The organism is Catenuloplanes atrovinosus (assembly GCF_031458235.1).
Classification (GTDB): domain Bacteria; phylum Actinomycetota; class Actinomycetes; order Mycobacteriales; family Micromonosporaceae; genus Catenuloplanes; species Catenuloplanes atrovinosus.
The window spans coordinates 2,594,021-2,609,935 of sequence record NZ_JAVDYB010000001.1 but is presented as its reverse complement, the minus strand read 5'-3'; the positions used below and the strand labels follow the sequence as shown (position 1 = coordinate 2,609,935).

Genomic DNA, 15,915 nt, shown 5'->3' with positions numbered 1-15,915 from the left:
TTAGAGTGTCCCGGTGGGCCGGGACGGGGACGCGACGAAAATCGACTTCAAGAGGACGCTGGACGCCTACCGCGCGACGCGCGGGCGGTTCCGGCTCGTGGACGTGCCCGCGATGCGGTACCTGATGGCCGACGGGCAGGGCGATCCGAACACGTCACCGGCCTTCACCGCCGCGGTCGAGGCGCTGTATCCGGTGGCGTACCGGCTGAAGTTCTTCAGCAAGACGGAGCTGGGCCGCGACTACGTGGTGCCGCCGCTGGAGGGGCTGTGGTGGGCGGACGACATGGACGCGTTCACCGCCGCGCGGGACAAGTCGCGGTGGAGCTGGACGCTGATGATCATGGTGCCGGACTGGATCGACGAGGCGATGATCCCCGCGGCCGGCGGAGTGCGGGTGGAGACGCTGGCCGAGGGGCGGTGCGTGCAGACGCTGCACGTGGGCGCGTTCGACGACGAGGCCGCGGTGCTGGCGCGGATGCATGACGAGTTCATCCCGGGTGAGGGGCTGCGCATGACGGGCCGCCACCACGAGGTCTACTTCAGCGACTTCCGCCGGGTTCCTCCGGAACGGCGGCGCACGCTTCTCCGCCAGCCGGTCGCGCCGTAGCGGGCGGTGACCTGGGCGGCGACACGCGCGGAGTGAGGCGCAGCGAGTCGCGGGCCGACCCTGGTGTCACCAGCGGCACTGGCGGCACCGGCTTATCCGGGCATGCCGGTGGCCCCGGCGGCACACTCGCCGCCGGGGCCGAAAGGTGGCCGCTACGCGGCTGGTTCGATCCAGATGTTGCGGTATTGCACCTTGTTGCCGTGGTCCTGGAGGCGGATGGCGCCGGTGGACGGGCCCTCGGCGATGTTGCCGCCGGTGCCGGCCGGGATCTCGACGTTGTCGTGGATCTTGCGGCCGTTCCAGATCACCGTGATGCGGGCGTTCTCGGTCTTGACGCCGGTGGCGTCGTAGCGGGCCGCGCGGAACGTGATGTCGTACGTCTGCCACGTCTCCGGTGCGGTGGCCGCGTTGACGTCCGGCGCCTTGTGCTGGTAGATCGCGCCGGCCTCGTTGTTGGCGAGCGTGGTGTCGCCGTACGAGTCGAGGACCTGGACCTCGTAGCGTTCCTGCTGGTAGACGCCGCTGTTGCCGCGGTCCTGGCCGGTGACCTCCGGCGGCAGCAGCGGAACCTTGAACTCCACGTGCAGCTTGTAGTCGCCGTACGCCTCCTTGGTGCGCAGGTCGCCGCAGCAGACCTCGGTGGCGCCGCCGGAGACGAGCGGCCACTGCGGACGGCGGCCGTCGGTGTGCTGCCAGTTGTCCAGGTTCGCGCCGTCGAACAGTGGGATGCGCTTGCCGGGCGTGCGCACGCTGATCAGGTCCAGGTTGACGTGGCCGGTGTCGGTGGCGTCCACCCGGTACTGGATCGTGTTCGCGCCCTTGCGCAGCGACAGCTTCTCCGTGACCATCGCCCATTCCTCCCACGTGACCGTGGTCGGCAGCGACACCTGCTTGATCTTGCGGCCGTTGACGTACACGCTGACGGTCTTGGTGCCGCTGAACGGGTCGGGGCCGTTGGAGTAGCGCAGGCCGACCGCGTAGTCGCCGGCCTTGTCCACGGTGACGTGCATGGTGGTGGACGCGTTCAGGTTGCCGAAGCCGGCGGTGAAGCCGATGCCGGAGTAGCCGCGGTGGTCGGTGGCCAGCGACGCGCCGCCCTCCCGGTTGCCCTCCTCGGCCTCGTAGAACACCTGCTGCGCCTTCGGGCCGGGCAGCTCGTTCATGGTGTACCAGGCCTCGGTGCTCCACAGTGCCTCGCCGTCCCGGGCGGCGAACGGGCGCGGTGAGCGCAGGTGCACGACGCGGTCCCGGCGCAGCCCGGGCACGGTCAGCGTGACCGTCCTGCGGTCGGAGGAGACGGTCGCGGCGGTCACGGCGAGCGTCTCGAGGTCGACCTCGGGGCCGCCGTACTGCGCGGTCGGCACGTAGCGCCACTGCTCCAGCTGGTACGCGGTGGGCAGCTTCGCGACGGTGGCGTCGGACAGCGGCTCGGTGTACTCGATCTTGAACCCGCCCGGCACCGCCTTCATGGTCTTCATGTCGAAGACGCTGGTGCCGTTCGGGGTGAGCTTCTGCAGGCCGAACCACTGCTTGCCGGCCTGCCCCCAGTTGCCCTCCGCGCCGAGCCCGCCGACGTAGATCGCGCCGTCCGGGCCGATCGACACGCGGTTGATGCCGGCCTCCAGGCCCTGCGTGTGCCGGAAGACCGCGCCCTGCTCCACGCCGTGCACGGTCTCCAGCGCGGCGCGCTGCAGCCCGCCGTAGGTGACGTCACCGATCAGGAGCTGGCCACGGTACGGACCGGAGTCGAGCAGCACCGGCGTGCTGGGCGAGTTCGCGATCTGGTTCTGCGGCAGCCACAGCACCGGCCGGGTCACCGGGTTCGCGTCGAACGGCCCGTCCGGGTTGGTGTAGTGGTTGTAGAACGCCTTGTCCTGGATCTTGAGCAGCTTGGACGACGGCAGCCAGCCACCCTGGTTGTCGGTCACGTAGATGGAGTTGTTCGGCCCCCAGCCGATGCCGTTCGGCGTGCGGAGCCCGCCCGCGACCGTGGTGACCTTGCCGGTGCGCCGGTTGACCACGATGTGCGTGCCGCGCCCGCCGACCGGCTGCGGGTCCGTGGTCGCGCCGCCGTAGTTGATCGACACGGACAGGTTCAGGTAGAAGTTGCCGTTCCGGTAGAGCAGGCCGAACGCGAACTCGTGGAAGTTGCCGCCGAACGGCCAGGTCGCCACCGTGCGGCGGGCGTCCAGGATCTGGTCGCCGTCGGTGTCGCGCAGCTCGGTCAGCTCGTGCTTCTGCGACACGTAGACCATGCCGTCGACCACGGCCACGCCCATCGGCTCCTTGAGCCCGCCCGCGATGCGGGTGTACTTGACGCTGGCCGGCCCGGTCTTACCCGTCACGTTCTCGACCAGGTAGACCTCGCCCTCCAGCTTGTCCGAGCCGCCCCAGGTGGTGAGCACCATCTTCTTGTCCGGCCGCCACGCGATGCCGCTGACCTGCGGCTCGAAGCCCGGCGGGCGGAGATCCGTCAGCGTGTACCCCGGGTTGACCGCGGTGAGCGGCAGGCCGTCCCCCGGCGTGTCGGTGCCGGAGACGCACTCCTTGCGGCCCGGCGCGGTCACCCGGACCACGCCCGCGTCCGTGGTGAGCGCGCTGTTCGGCACGGTGGCGAAGTCGGCCGCGCCCGGCGTGCGCCAGGCCAGCCGCAGCTCCTGGCCGCCGTCCCGCTCGAAGTGCTCGATGCGCAGCGGGTGCACGCCCGCGGTGAGGTCGATCGTGCCGTCCTTCGGCTCGGCGCCGTGCAGCCCGTCGTGGTCGACGACGAGCGTGTCGCCGATCCACAGCTTCGAGCCGTCGTCGCTGGTCAGCCGGAACGTGTAGCCGCCGTTCGCGGGCACGGTCAGGTTCGCCAGCGCGTGCGTGACGAAGTTGCTCTGCAGGCCGAAGTGCTCGTCGGTGGACCAGTCGATGGTGGGCATGAGCTTGTCCACGTTGGGCGTCTGCCCGGGCTTGAGCTCGCAGACCCGGCTGAGCGGCACCCCGATGTCGTACGTCCGAAGTGTCACCCCCGGTTCCTGCGGCAGCGGATCGGCCGCGAACGCCGGTGCCGGCGCCGCGGTGATCGTGGTGACGGCGGTGATGAGCAGGGCGGCCACTGACAGACGTCTCATGTGCGCTCCCCGGTTACCGGTTTGATGCGAGGCTGTGAACATCCTGGATCACTTCCGTCAGCACGTCTAGATCTTTCGATGCGCACTTCAAAAACTTTTCTCCGAATGAGCGAAAGTTCGGCCTTCAGGGCTTTTCCCCGCGATCTCCAGCGGATGCGCCGCCCGCGCGTACCGGTCGCGGCCCGAACCGTCATGATCGGAGCATGGCTGCGGAGTTGCGGGGACGGGCTGGCGGCCGGCCCCGGGCGGGACGCGCTGAGCGCCGCCCATGGCGGGAATCCGTCGGTGTTCGTCCTGATCACGGCCGGTTTCCCGGGGCCGGAGTGCCTACGGTCGGGGCATGAACGAGATCGGTGAGGTGGCGGGCGTTCGGATCCCGCGGACGGAGCTGGCCCGGCGGACGATCGCGTACGCGCGGGAGACGATGCCGGAGCTGCTGGTCAATCACGTACTGCGGACGTACGTGTTCGGGGCGATCCAGCTCGGGCGGGCCGGGACCGCCTTCGACGAGGAGGTGGCGTTCGCCGCGTGCGTGCTGCACGACCTGGGGCTGCTGCGGGCGTTCTGGACGCCGGCGGAGCGGTTCGAGGTGGACGGCGCGGACGCGGCGCGGGCGTTCCTGGACGGCAACGGCGTGGCGGCGGAGACGGCGGACCTGGTGTGGGACGCGATCGCGCTGCACACGTCCTTCGGCATCGCGCTGCGCAAGCGGCCGGAGATCGCGATCGTGGCGCTCGGGTCCGGGCTGGACTTCGCCGGCGTGGGGCTCGACGCGCTGCCGGACGGCGCGCTGGACGAGATCGTCTCGGCGTACCCACGGCGGGGTTTCAAGAAGGACGCGCTGGACACGATGATCGCGATCTGCGCGGAGAAGCCGGCCGGCGTGATGATGCACTACTTCGCCGAGGTCGGCCGCCGGCACGTGCCAGGTTTCGCACTGCCCACGGTGGACGAGGTGCTGATGGCCGCCCCTTTCCACGATTGACGGCCGTCGTTCGGGGCCCTTGAATGGCACTGTGGATCGTCCCGCCGCCGATCGCGCCCGCCAGGGCGTCACCGCGTGGGTGCGCGGCGCCGGGCGTGGGATGCGGCGGGCCGGGCCGATCGCGATCCTGGCGTTCGTGGCCGCGTCCACGATCGCGCCGGTGGCCGCGGTCGCGCTGCAGCTGCCCGCCGCGTTCGCCGCGGCGCTGGGGCAGCTCGGCGGCATCGGCGTCGGCGTCCTCACGGACACGCTCACCAAGACCGCGGGACGGTTCCGCGGGCGCCCGGAGCCGTCCGAGGAGGAGTGGCGGGCCGCGATCGCGGCGGCGCTGCAACCGCTGCTGGCCACCGACGACGAGACCGGGCGCGCGCTGCGGGCCGAGCTGGGGCGGCTTCTGCAGGCGGTGGACGCGGTCGGCACCGCGCTGACCGCGGTCGACGCGGACGACGCGGAGTGGCGCGACGAGCTGGTCACCGCGTTCACCGTGCTCGGCGCGGACGTCGCTGAGCTGCGCTGGATGGTGACCGACTCCCGGCGGGTGCTGGACGAGGTGCGGGACCGGCTGGCGGTGCAGAGCGTGGAGCTCCATCAGCGGCTGGACGGCATCCGGCGGCAACTGATCGCCTACGCGCAGCTGCGTTCCTCGGTGCCGGCCGCGGTGAGCGAGGCCCCGGCCGGCGACGCGGTCTGCCCGTACCCGGGGCTGAGCAGCTTCCAGCCGGAGGACGCGCCCTGGTTCCACGGGCGGGACCGGGAGACCGCGCTGCTGCTCGGGCGGCTGGCGGAGCAGCGGGTCGGCGGGCCGCCGCTGATCGTCACCGGCGTCTCCGGGGCCGGGAAGTCGTCGCTGTTGCGCGCCGGGCTGCTGCCCGCGATCGCGGCCGGCGGGCTCGGCGCGGAGGCGACCGCGTGGCCGTGGGTGCTGATGACGCCCGGCGAGCACCCGCTGGCCGAGCTGTCGCTGCGGATCGCGGCGCTGACCGCGACCGGCACGTCCACCGACGGGCGGCAGGCGGTGATCCGGCGGCTGACCGCGGAGGGACAGCGGCCGATCATCGTGGTGGACCAGTTCGAGGAGCTGTTCACCCGGTGCGCGGACCCGCGGGAGCGGGTCGCGTTCGCGGCCGCGCTGGCCGAGGCCGCACCGGCGCTCGTGGTGGTGGGCGTGCGCGCGGACTTCTACGCGGCCTGCACCGAGCTGGCACCGCTGGACCGCATGCTCGCGGCCGGAATGACCGTGGTCGAGCCGCTCGGCGACGACGAGCTGCGCCGCGCGGTCACCGGGCCGGCCGCGCGCGCCGGGCTGGAGGTCGAGCCGGGCCTGACCGAGCTGCTGCTGCGCGACCTGACCGCGCCGGGGACACCCGGCCGGCGGTACGAACCGGGCACGCTCCCGCTGCTCGCGCACGCGCTGCGCGCCACCTGGGACCGGCGCGAGGGCACCCGGCTGACCGTGGCCGGCTATCAGGCCACCGGCGGCATCCACCGCGCGGTCGCGGAGACCGCCGAGCGGATCTATCTCGGCCTCGACCCGGGCGCGCGGGACCGGCTGCGGACCGCGATGCTCGGCCTGGTCACGATCGCCGAGGGCGGTACGCCGGTGCGGCGGCGCGGGCCGCGCGGCGTGATCGACGCGGAGGTGCTGCGGCTGCTGGTGTCCGCGCGGCTGCTGACCGCCGGCGACGACACCGTGGAGATCAGCCACGAGGCGCTGCTGACCAGCTGGCCACGGCTGGCGGGCTGGCTGGCCACCGCGCGCGAGGAACTGCTGCTGCGCCAGCGGCTGGGCGACGCGGCCACGGACTGGCACGCCTCCGGCCGCGACCCCGACCTGCTGCTGCGCGGCGCCCGGCTGGCCGCCGCGCGGGAGCTGACCAACGCGGCCCCGGCCGGCGAGCCGGACGTGTACCGGGAGTACCTCGCGGCCAGCGCCGTCGCGGCCGAGTCGGCGGAGGTCGCGCGCCGGCGGCGTACCCACCGGCTGCGGGCGCTCGCGGCCGGGCTCGGCGTGGCGCTGCTGCTGGCCGTGGCCGGCGTGGTGGTCGCGGTCGACCAGGGGCTCGGCGCCCAGCAGCGGCGGCGGGAGGCGGTGTCGCGGCAGTACGCGGCGGAGTCGCTGACCGCGCTGGGCGGCGACGACCTGACCGCGATGCGCCGCGCCGTGGACGCCTGGCACGAGTCGCCGACCGCGGAGGCGCGCGGCGCCCTGCTGTCCGCGCAGATGACCAGCGCGGCCGGGACGCTCGGCACCGGCTTCGGCGGGCCCGCGGCCGCGGTCAGCCCGGACGGCTCGCGGATCGCGATCGGGCGCGCGGACGGGCACGTCGAGCTGTGGGACACCGCGACGCTCACCCGGATCGGCCCGGACCTCGTGGCCGCGGCCGGACAGGTCGTGCTCTCCGTGGCGTTCTCACCGGACGGCCGGTACCTGGCGGTCAGCGTGCCGGTCGCCGACGGCGTGCAGATCTGGGAGGTGCCGGCCGGGACGCTGCTGCGCCGGCTGCCCGCCCTCGGCGCCGTGGCGTGGCTGCCCCGCACCTGGCAGCCCGGCACCAACACGCTGCTGGCCCTGCGCATCGACGCGGCCGACGGCAACGAGCTGAGCGCGTGGGACGCGGCGACCGGGCGGCGGACGCTGTCGTTCCCGATCGGCGACCTGGTCCCGTTCGACCTCGCGGTCAGCCCGGACGGGGTGTACGCGGCGGTCGCGGACGCCCAGCGCGGCGCCGCGGTCTGGCGGCTGCGCGACGGCGCCCGGATGACGGCCGTGCCCGGCGCGGTGCGCGTCGCGCTGGCGGCGGACGGCGTGCTGGTGACCAACGGCCAGGACGGCGTGATCCGTACCTGGCGGGTGGACGGCGGCGCGCAGCTCGGCACGCTGACCGATCCGGGCCGGTTCCGCTCCCCCGACCCGCTCGTGATCACGCCCACCAACCGGCTGCTCACGTTCGGCACCGACCAGCGCGCCCACCTCAACTCGTGGTCGCTGCCGGACGGGCTGGAGAACCGCGGCTTCGTGGGCTTCACCGGCGCGCCGAACGCGGTCGCGATCTCCGCGAACGGCCGGGTCGTGGTGGTGTCCGGCGCGGAGGCGCCGACCGCCGTGTTCCGCCGCGGCGACAACTGGATCTTCCATCCGGAGCCGGTCGTGGACGCGGCGGCCGACCCGGCGGGCCCGCGCGTGGCCAGCGTCTCCCGCGACGGCACGCTGACCATCACCGACACCGACACCCGTGACCCGGTCCGCACGGAGGAGACCGGCCTGCCCGCCCACGACCTGCGGTACGCGCCGGACGGCACGATGGCGATCTCCACCACGGACGGCCGGGTGCAGGTGCGCGCGCCGGACGGCCGCGTGCGCGGCGAGCTGACCGTGGGACGGCCGGACCGGTTCGGCACGCCGGTCCAGATCGAGTTCTCGCCGGACGGCACGATGCTGGCCGCCACCGGCTCCGGCCCGCCGGACGAGGACGGCTTCTCCACCGGGCTGGCGCTGCTGTTCGACACGGCCACGCTGCGCGAGCGCGGCACGCTCGACATCGGCGGCGAGAACGCCGTGGACGTGGTGTTCAGCCCGGACGGCGGCACGGTCAGCGCGGTCGTGAACGTCACCGGGGCGGTCGGCCGGCCCACCGCGGCGCGGGTGCACACCTGGCGCACGTCCGACCTGGCCCCGGTCTCCGTCCACCCGGTCGGCACCCGCCAGATCATCGACGCCGACCGCAGCCCGGACGGCCGGCACCTCGCGGTCGGCGGCGTGGACCGGCGCATCGAGATCTACGCGGGCGACGGCGGCGGCCCGGCCCGATCGTTCGGCACCCACCCCGGCATGATCAGGGCGATCGCGTACTCCCCCGACGGCCGGACGCTCGCCACCGCGACCGACGTGGACAACACGATCCGGCTCTGGGACGTCGCCACCGGCACGCTGATCGCACAGCTCACCGGCCACGTCAACCTGATCTACTCGATCACGTTCCGCTCCCCCGGCCTGCTGCTGACCGCGTCCGCCGACAACACCGCGGGCCTCTGGCAGCTCGACCCGGCGGGCGCGCTCACCTCGGTCTGCGACGTCCTCGTCCCGGCCGAGCGGGCGGCGGCCCGCCCCCGCCCGGCCGGCTGCCCCGGCTCATGAACGAACGTCGCCGATCTGCGGCCCGCGCGGCCCGCGCGGCCGGAAAACGCGCACGGCGCGGGCCGCGGCTCGTGGTGACCCACGGCGGCACCGGCTCCGATGCGACGGCGGAGCGGCGGCGGAGCCGGCGCGAGGTTGGCCCGCGGGAGCATGCGGGCCGCACCACGCCGGAAGCGGGCACATCGATCGTGGGGTCCGGGGCTCGGCCCCGGGGCAAACTCAGCGCCCGCGGGAGCATGCGGATCGCGACCACGCCGGAAGCGGGCACATCGATCGTGGGGTCCGGGGCTCGGCCCCGGGGCGAACTCAGCGAATCGCACTACGACATCGAGGAGTGGACCGTGGCAACGATCGATCGGGTCGAGGTGTTGGTGACGTCGCCGGGGCGCAACTTCGTGACGCTGCGGATCACCACGTCGGACGGTGTGACCGGGCTGGGCGACGCCACGCTGAACGGGCGTGAGCTGGCCGTCGCCGCCTACCTGCGGGATCATCTGGCGCCGCTGTTGATCGGCCGGGATCCGGCGCGCATCGAGGACACCTGGCAGTACCTGTATCGCGGTGCCTACTGGCGGCGCGGGCCGGTGACGATGACCGCGATCGCGGCGGTGGACGTGGCGCTCTGGGACATCAAGGGCAAGGTCGCGGGGCTGCCGGTCTACCAGTTGCTCGGCGGCCGGTCGCGGGACGGCGTGCTGGTCTACTGCCACGCCAGCGGCACGGACGTGGAGTCGCTGCTGGACGACGTGGCGCGCTATCAGGAGCAGGGCTTCCAGGCGATCCGCGCGCAGGCCGCGGTGCCGGGGCTGAGCGGCAGTTACGGCGTGCGCAAGGGGCAGCTCTACGAGCCGGCGGCCACGAACCTGCCGGACGAGCAGGCCTGGAGCACGGAGGCGTATCTCGACTACGCGCCGGCCTACCTGGCGAAGGTGCGGGAGCGGTTCGGGTTCGGCTTCCACCTGCTGCACGACGTGCACCACCGACTCACCCCGATCGAGGCGGCCCGGTTCGGCAGGAGCGTCGAAGGGCTGCGGCTGTTCTGGATGGAGGATCCGACGCCGGCCGAGAACCAGGAGGCGTTCCGGCTGATCCGGCGGCACACCACCACGCCGATCGCGACCGGCGAGGTGCTGTCGTCGATCTGGGACGTGCAGGCGCTGATCACGGAGCAGCTGATCGACTACGTGCGGACCACGGTGGTGCACGCGGGCGGCATCACGCACCTGCGCCGCATCTTCGACCTGGCCGCGCTCTACCAGGTGCGCACCGGCTCGCACGGCGCGACCGACCTGTCGCCGGTCACGGTCGCGGCGGCCGTGCACCTGGACATCACCGTGCCGAACTTCGGCATCCAGGAGCACATGGGACACACGGCGGAGACGTACGAGGTGTTCCGGGGCACGCCGCGGCTGGAGAACGGCATGCTGTTCCCGTCCGAGGAGCCGGGGCTGGGCATGGAGTACGACGACGAGGCCGCGGCCCGCTTCCCGTACGAGGCGAAGTACCTGCCGGTGGCACGCCGCCTCGACGGTTCCGTGCACGACTGGTGAGCGCTCAGGCCCGCCAGACCGTGCCCCGGCGCTCGAATCCGATCAGGTTCTCGATCCGGACCGCCACGTCCGCGCCCAGCTCGCGCCGGACCAGGTGCAGCGCGAGGTCGATGCCGGAGGTGACCGCGCTGGCGGTGACCACGTCGCCGTCGTCCACCACCCGCGCGTTCGTGATGACGCCGCCGCGCTCGGCGATCTCGGCCGTGGTGAGGTGGTGCGTGGTGCACCGGCGGCCGGTGAGCAGGCCGGCCTCGGCGAGCAGGAACGCGCCGGTGCACAGCGAGGAGATGGTCAGGCCGGGCCGGGGCGCGGCCCGCAGCGCGGCCGGGATCACGCCCTTGGCGATCTCGCCCCAGATGCCGGGGCCGGTCTTGTTGCCGTAGCCGCCGCCGGGCACGACGATCAGGTCGGCGGCGGCCGGGTCCAGGCGCGCGGTCACGGTGAACCGCGAACCGTAGTACCCGGTGATCTCGCCGGGCTCGCCGCCGCCGGCCAGCGTCACGGTCGCGGCGCCGGAACTCATCCGGGCGGCGATCGAGAAGATCTCGAAGGGCCCGGTGTAGTCCATCTCCTCCACGCCGTCGAAGACGACCACCTGGACGCGGAGCGGGCTCTCGGGTGACCAGGCCGGCCTCCGGTGGGTGGCAGCGGCGGCACCGAGCAGGGATCGACGATTCATGATCCCTAGTCGGGCCGGGGGCGCGGAAAGTTCCTACGGGTTCGTGGCGAGGCCGCCGATCAGGAGGTCGACGATCTCCACGGCGAGGTGGTGCAGGTCGTCCGCGGTCTGGCCGTCGATCCGGCGGTACCAGTTGTCGACCGCGTTGAGGTTGCTGAGCAGCGTGCGGACGGCCAGGCGCAGGTTCACCCGGCGCAGTGAGCCGTCCGCGATGCCCTCGGCGACGACGGCGCGGAACATCTCCTCGTAGTCGGCGCGCAGCCGGCCGAGGTCGTTCAGCGCCTCGAGCTGGCGCGCCTTGAGCCCGGCGGAGACCTCGCCGCGCACGGCCTGATGCACCGCGTGGTGGTACGCCAGGTCCTCCATCACGTTGAGCAGGTGCGCGACGGACATGGCCTCGATGCGCGACCGGCCGGTGCCCGGCCCGGCGGCGAACGGCTCGACCCGGGCGCGGGCGCGGCGCATCCCCTCGCCGTAGACCGCGAGGAAGATGTCGAACTTGGACTTGAAGTGGTAGTACACCAGCCCTTTGGTGGCGTGCACGTCGCGGGCGAGGTCGTCGATCGTGGTGCCGGAGAAGCCGCTCCGCATGAACGCCTCCGCGGCCGCGTCGAGAATCCGCACGCGCGCGTCGGCCACCACCTGCGGGCTCGTCTCCACCCGGCACCCCCTGGATCTCACTGTGACCGTTGACACAAAACATCGATCACCATAACGTGATACTCCGTAGTATCGCACGTCAGATGCGGTGACGGAGGTGTCGGCATGTCGGATGTGAGGTCCGCACTACACGAACCGGCGACCAGGAAGGCGATGATCCGGCTCCTGCCGATCATCGGAATCGCATACTTCATGTCCTATGTCGACCGCACCAACGTGGCGCTCGCGAAGACGGCGCTGGAGGCCGACGTCGGGATCAGCGCCGCGGCGTACGGGCTGGGCGCGGGTTTGTTCTTCGTGTCGTACGCGCTGCTGGAGGTGCCGAGCAACCTGGTGCTCTACCGGGTCGGCCCGCGCGTCTGGATCACCCGCATCGCGGTGACCTGGGGCGCCGTCTCCGCCGCCATGATGTTCGTGCAGAACGACATCTCGTTCTACGTGCTGCGCCTGCTGCTGGGCGCGGCCGAGGCGGGCCTGTTCCCCGCACTGATGTACATGGTGACGCTCTGGTTCTCGCAGAAGCACCGGGTCACCATGGTCGGGCTGATCTACACGGCGCCCTGCATCGGCATCTTCATCGGCTCCCCGATGGGCGGCGCGCTGATGGAGCTCGACGGCCTCGCCGGCCTGCACGGCTGGCAGTGGATGTTCCTGGTCGAAGGGCTGGTGACGATCCTCGTCGGCGGCCTGGTCTGGCTCACGCTGCCGGACCGGCCCTCCGACGCGAAGTGGCTGACGCCGGACGAGGCGGCCGTGCTCACCGAGCATGCGGTCAGCCGGGACGCGCCCACCGCGACCCACCTGCGCGGCAACCTCCGGCTCATCTTCGGCCGCCCGGTGGTGCTGCTGATCGCGGGCATCTACTTCGTCAACCAGTCGATCGCGGCCGGCGTTGGCTTCAACTTCCCGGCGGTGCTCCAGGAGCTGGGGCTGACCAGCCCGTTCCTGATCGGCGTGGTGGCCGGCAGCGGTGGCATCTCCGCGCTGGCCGGCGTGCTGTTCTTCCCGTGGCTCAAGCGCCGGTTCGGCCGTGAGGTGCTGCTCATCGGCGTCTGCGCGACCGGCACGCTGCTCATCATGATCGGGTTCCTGACCACCACGGACGCGGTCTACCGGGTCTTCCTGATCTTCATCTCCAGCTTCTTCGGGTTCGGCACGCTGCCGCTGTTCTGGTCGGTCGCCATGTCGCGGATGTCCGGGCTGGCCGCGGCGGCGGGACTGGCGTTCATCAACACGCTCGGCATCACCGGCGGGTTCGTCGGGCCGGTGGTGTACGGCCGGATCGAGCAGAGCACCGGCAGCCTGTTCGCGCCCTACTACGTGATCGTGGCGGCGGCCTGCGTCGGGCTGGCGCTGGTGCCGGTCCTGGCGCTGGTGATCCGGCGGGAGAGGCGGCCCGGCGGCGGCGCTCCGGCCGTACCGGACGAGTCCGTGCCCGAGCCGGCCTGAGCCGGGGGTGAGCTGACATGATCCGCCGGACCACCGTCGGCGGCGCGGCCGGCGCGCTGCTGCTCGCCGTGCTGGCCGCGCCCGTCTCCGCCGGGCCCCCGCCGCTGCGCTGGACGCCGTGCGCGGACGGCTTCGAGTGCGCGACCGTGCCCGTCCCGCTGGACCACGACGACCCGGCCGGGCCACGGATCAGCATCGCGCTGACCCGCATGCCGGCCACCGACCCGGACCGGCGGATCGGCTCGCTGGTGATCAATCCGGGCGGGCCGGGCCTGTCCGGCGTCTCGTTCGTCCAGACGTACCTGCGGGACCTGCCGGCCGAACTGCGCGCCCGGTTCGACATCGTCGGCTTCGACTCCCGCGGGCTGGGCGCCAGCACCGCGCTGCGCTGCTACGCCACGGCCGAGGAGCAGCGGGCGGACCAGGCGCCGTTCCTCTACCCGGAGACGCCGGCCGAGGAGGAGGTCTGGCGGCGGGCCGACGACCGCCTCGCGGCCGCCTGCGACCGGCGCGGCCACCCGATCATCGACCACATGTCCAGCGCCGACGTGGCCCGCGACCTCGACCTGCTGCGGGTCCGGCTGGGCGACCGGAAGCTGACCTTCCTCGGCTACTCGTTCGGCTCGATCCTCGGGCAGACCTACGCCAACCTGTTCCCGCGCACGGTCCGCGCGCTGGTCATCGACGGCGTCATCGACCCGGTCACGGCCACCCGTCCCGGCCCGGCCGGGCACACCACGCCGACCGCCACGCGGATGGGCTCCGGCCGCGACGCGACCCGTACCCTGGAGGAGTTCTTCCGGGTCTGCGACGCCGCGGGCGCGGCCTGCGCCTTCTCCGGCGACGCGAGCGGCCGGTTCGCGCGGCTGGCCGAGCGGGTGCGGCGCGCTCCGGTGCCGATCACCGACCCGTTCACCGGCGCGCCGGTCGTGCTCACCTACAACGACCTGATCGGCGTCGCGCTGTGGGGCACCTGGAACGCGGCACGCTGGCCGGACCTGGCCCGCTACCTGGCCGGCGTGGAGCACCAGCTGTTCCCGTCGGGGCGGCGGGCGCCGCCGGCGCCGGAGGCGTATCCGAACCAGTTCGAGGGCGAGTTCGGCGTGGCCTGCTCCGACACGGTCAACCCGCGCTCGTTCCGGGCCTGGCGGGACGCGGCGGACCGTGCCGAGCGGGAGCAGGGCTACTTCGGCCGGATCTACGCCTGGGTGTGGAGCGCGTGCCGGTCCTGGCCGCCGAGCGCCGGGCAGGACCGCTACGACGGGCCGTGGACGGCGCGCACGGCCGCGCCGGTGCTGATCGTCGGCAACCACTTCGACCCGGCCACGCCGTACGCGGGCGCGCTCGCCGCCGCCCGGCTGCTGCCCAACTCGCGCCTGCTCACCTTCGCCGGCTGGGGTCACGTCGCCTTCCACCTGCAGGGCAACGACTGCGTGGACGCGCACGTCACCCGCTACCTGATCGACGCGACCCCGCCCGCGCCGGGCACGGTGTGCCGGCCCGACCCGCCGTTCCCGCCGTCCGGGGCCCGGTGAGCCGTGCCGGTCGAGATCGAGGCCGAGCCCGAGGCCGAGGGCTTCTCCGCCGAGCGGCTGCGCCGCATCGACGCGCATTTCCGCCGGTACGTCGACGACGGCCTGCTCCCCGGCTGGCAGATCGTGGTGGCGCGGCACGGCCGGGTGGTGCACAGCGGCGTGCACGGCGCGGAGCCGGACACGCTGTGGCGCATCTACTCGATGACCAAGCCGATCACCTCGGTCGCGGCCATGTCGCTGTGGGAGGAGGGCCGGTTCCAGCTCACCGACGAGATCAGCCGGTGGCTGCCCGCCTTCGCCGAGGTGCGGGTCTACGACAAGGGGTCCACGCTCCGCCCGTTCACCGTGCCGGCGGTCGAGCCGATCCGGGTCTGGCACCTGCTCAGCCACACGTCCGGGCTGACCTACGGCTTCCTGCGCACCTCCGTGGTCGACAGCCTGTACCGCGACGCCGGCATCGACGAGACGCTGGACCTGGCCGCCACCTGCGACCGGTACGCCGAGCTGCCGCTGCTGTTCCAGCCCGGCACCGCCTGGGGCTACTCGGTCGCCACCGACGTGCTGGCCCGCCTGATCGAGGTGGTGACCGGGCAGGACCTCGACACCGTGCTGCGCGAGCGGGTGCTCGGCCCGCTGGGCATGACCGGCGTCCGGCGCTGGGTGGACGGGCCGGACGTGGACCGGCTCGCCGCGTTCCACGTCGCCGACCCGGTCACCGGCCTGGCCGTGCCGGACCCGGCGACCGGTGCGCAGGCGCTGCGGCCGCCGGTGCTGCGGGCCGGCGGCCACGGCCTGATCTGCACCGCGGCCGACTACCACCGGTTCACCCGCATGCTGCTCAACGAGGGTGAGCTGGACGGCCGGCGGGTGCTCGGCAGCCGTACCGTGCGGCTGATGACCCGCAGCCACCTGCCCGGCGGACTCGACCTCGGCGCGCTGTCCACCGGCGGCTTCGCCGAGACCACGCTGGACGGCGTCGGCTTCGGGCTCGGCTTCGCCGTGGTGCAGGACACCGTCCCCGGCCACGGCGCCGGGAACGCCGGCACCTACTACTGGGGCGGCATCGCGAGCACCGCCTTCTGGGTCGACCCGGTGGACCGGGTGACCGCGCTGTTCTTCTCGCAGCTCTCGCCGTCCAGCACGCACCCGATCAGACAGCGGCTGAGTCAGCTGGTCTACTCCGCGCTGGTGGACTGAGC

Annotated in this window: 10 protein-coding genes; 7 read left to right on the top strand and 3 right to left on the bottom strand. The window is 73.0% G+C overall.

From position 1 onward, the window contains the following. Nucleotides 1-13: 13 nt before the first annotated feature. Entirely contained in the window at nucleotides 14-607 is a 594-nt protein-coding gene (locus J2S41_RS11710) for a GyrI-like domain-containing protein (RefSeq protein ID WP_310366656.1), read from the top strand. A 152-nt stretch (nucleotides 608-759) separates the two neighbouring features. Here the strand turns inward: J2S41_RS11710 and J2S41_RS11705 are convergent, their stop codons facing one another. Further along, entirely contained in the window at nucleotides 760-3,723 is a 2,964-nt protein-coding gene (locus J2S41_RS11705) for a 3-keto-alpha-glucoside-1,2-lyase-like domain-containing protein (protein WP_310366654.1), read from the bottom strand. A 340-nt stretch (nucleotides 3,724-4,063) separates the two neighbouring features. Between J2S41_RS11705 and J2S41_RS11700 the strand changes: the two genes are divergently transcribed. From J2S41_RS11700 to manD, 3 genes are all read left to right on the top strand, one after another. After that, entirely contained in the window at nucleotides 4,064-4,708 is a 645-nt protein-coding gene (locus tag J2S41_RS11700) for an HD domain-containing protein (RefSeq protein ID WP_310366652.1), read from the top strand. A 31-nt stretch (nucleotides 4,709-4,739) separates the two neighbouring features. Next, nucleotides 4,740-8,843: an nSTAND1 domain-containing NTPase gene (locus tag J2S41_RS11695; protein WP_310366649.1), complete on the top strand. Its 4,104-nt coding sequence runs from the start codon at nucleotides 4,740-4,742 to the stop codon at nucleotides 8,841-8,843. Between the two features lie 341 nt (nucleotides 8,844-9,184). Further along, nucleotides 9,185-10,393 carry a D-mannonate dehydratase ManD gene (gene manD / locus J2S41_RS11690; RefSeq protein ID WP_310366646.1) on the top strand — a complete coding sequence of 403 codons (1,209 nt, stop codon included), beginning with the start codon at nucleotides 9,185-9,187 and terminating at the stop codon, nucleotides 10,391-10,393. A 4-nt stretch (nucleotides 10,394-10,397) separates the two neighbouring features. Here the strand turns inward: manD and J2S41_RS11685 are convergent, their stop codons facing one another. Together J2S41_RS11685 and J2S41_RS11680 are read right to left on the bottom strand one after the other, a co-directional pair. Beyond that, complete coding sequence (locus tag J2S41_RS11685; RefSeq protein WP_310366642.1) at nucleotides 10,398-11,072, bottom strand: DJ-1/PfpI family protein; 675 nt, start codon at nucleotides 11,070-11,072, stop codon at nucleotides 10,398-10,400. A 33-nt stretch (nucleotides 11,073-11,105) separates the two neighbouring features. Beyond that, the gene (locus J2S41_RS11680; protein WP_310366639.1) at nucleotides 11,106-11,732 is read right to left on the bottom strand and encodes a TetR family transcriptional regulator; all 627 of its coding nucleotides are present in this window, start codon (nucleotides 11,730-11,732) and stop codon (nucleotides 11,106-11,108) included. Between the two features lie 105 nt (nucleotides 11,733-11,837). Between J2S41_RS11680 and J2S41_RS11675 the strand changes: the two genes are divergently transcribed. Genes J2S41_RS11675 through J2S41_RS11665 form a run of 3 tightly spaced genes read left to right on the top strand, consistent with a single transcriptional unit; the run spans nucleotide 11,838 to nucleotide 15,913 of the window. After that, nucleotides 11,838-13,181, top strand: a complete 1,344-nt coding sequence (locus tag J2S41_RS11675) for an MFS transporter (RefSeq protein WP_310366638.1) — start codon at nucleotides 11,838-11,840, stop codon at nucleotides 13,179-13,181. A gap of 17 nt (nucleotides 13,182-13,198) precedes the next feature. Continuing rightward, entirely contained in the window at nucleotides 13,199-14,716 is a 1,518-nt protein-coding gene (locus J2S41_RS11670) for an alpha/beta hydrolase (RefSeq protein WP_310366636.1), read from the top strand. 3 nt (nucleotides 14,717-14,719) lie between these two features. Beyond that, nucleotides 14,720-15,913, top strand: a complete 1,194-nt coding sequence (locus J2S41_RS11665; protein WP_310366634.1) for a serine hydrolase domain-containing protein — start codon at nucleotides 14,720-14,722, stop codon at nucleotides 15,911-15,913. Nucleotides 15,914-15,915: the final 2 nt, after the last annotated feature.

Coding starts and splice junctions, on each gene's coding strand:
- J2S41_RS11705 (WP_310366654.1), bottom strand. CDS start 3,723: ATGAGACGTCTGTCAGTGGCCGCCCTGCTCATCACCGCCGTCACCACG.
- J2S41_RS11700 (WP_310366652.1), top strand. CDS start 4,064: ATGAACGAGATCGGTGAGGTGGCGGGCGTTCGGATCCCGCGGACGGAG.
- J2S41_RS11685 (WP_310366642.1), bottom strand. CDS start 11,072: ATGAATCGTCGATCCCTGCTCGGTGCCGCCGCTGCCACCCACCGGAGG.
- J2S41_RS11675 (WP_310366638.1), top strand. CDS start 11,838: ATGTCGGATGTGAGGTCCGCACTACACGAACCGGCGACCAGGAAGGCG.
- J2S41_RS11670 (WP_310366636.1), top strand. CDS start 13,199: ATGATCCGCCGGACCACCGTCGGCGGCGCGGCCGGCGCGCTGCTGCTC.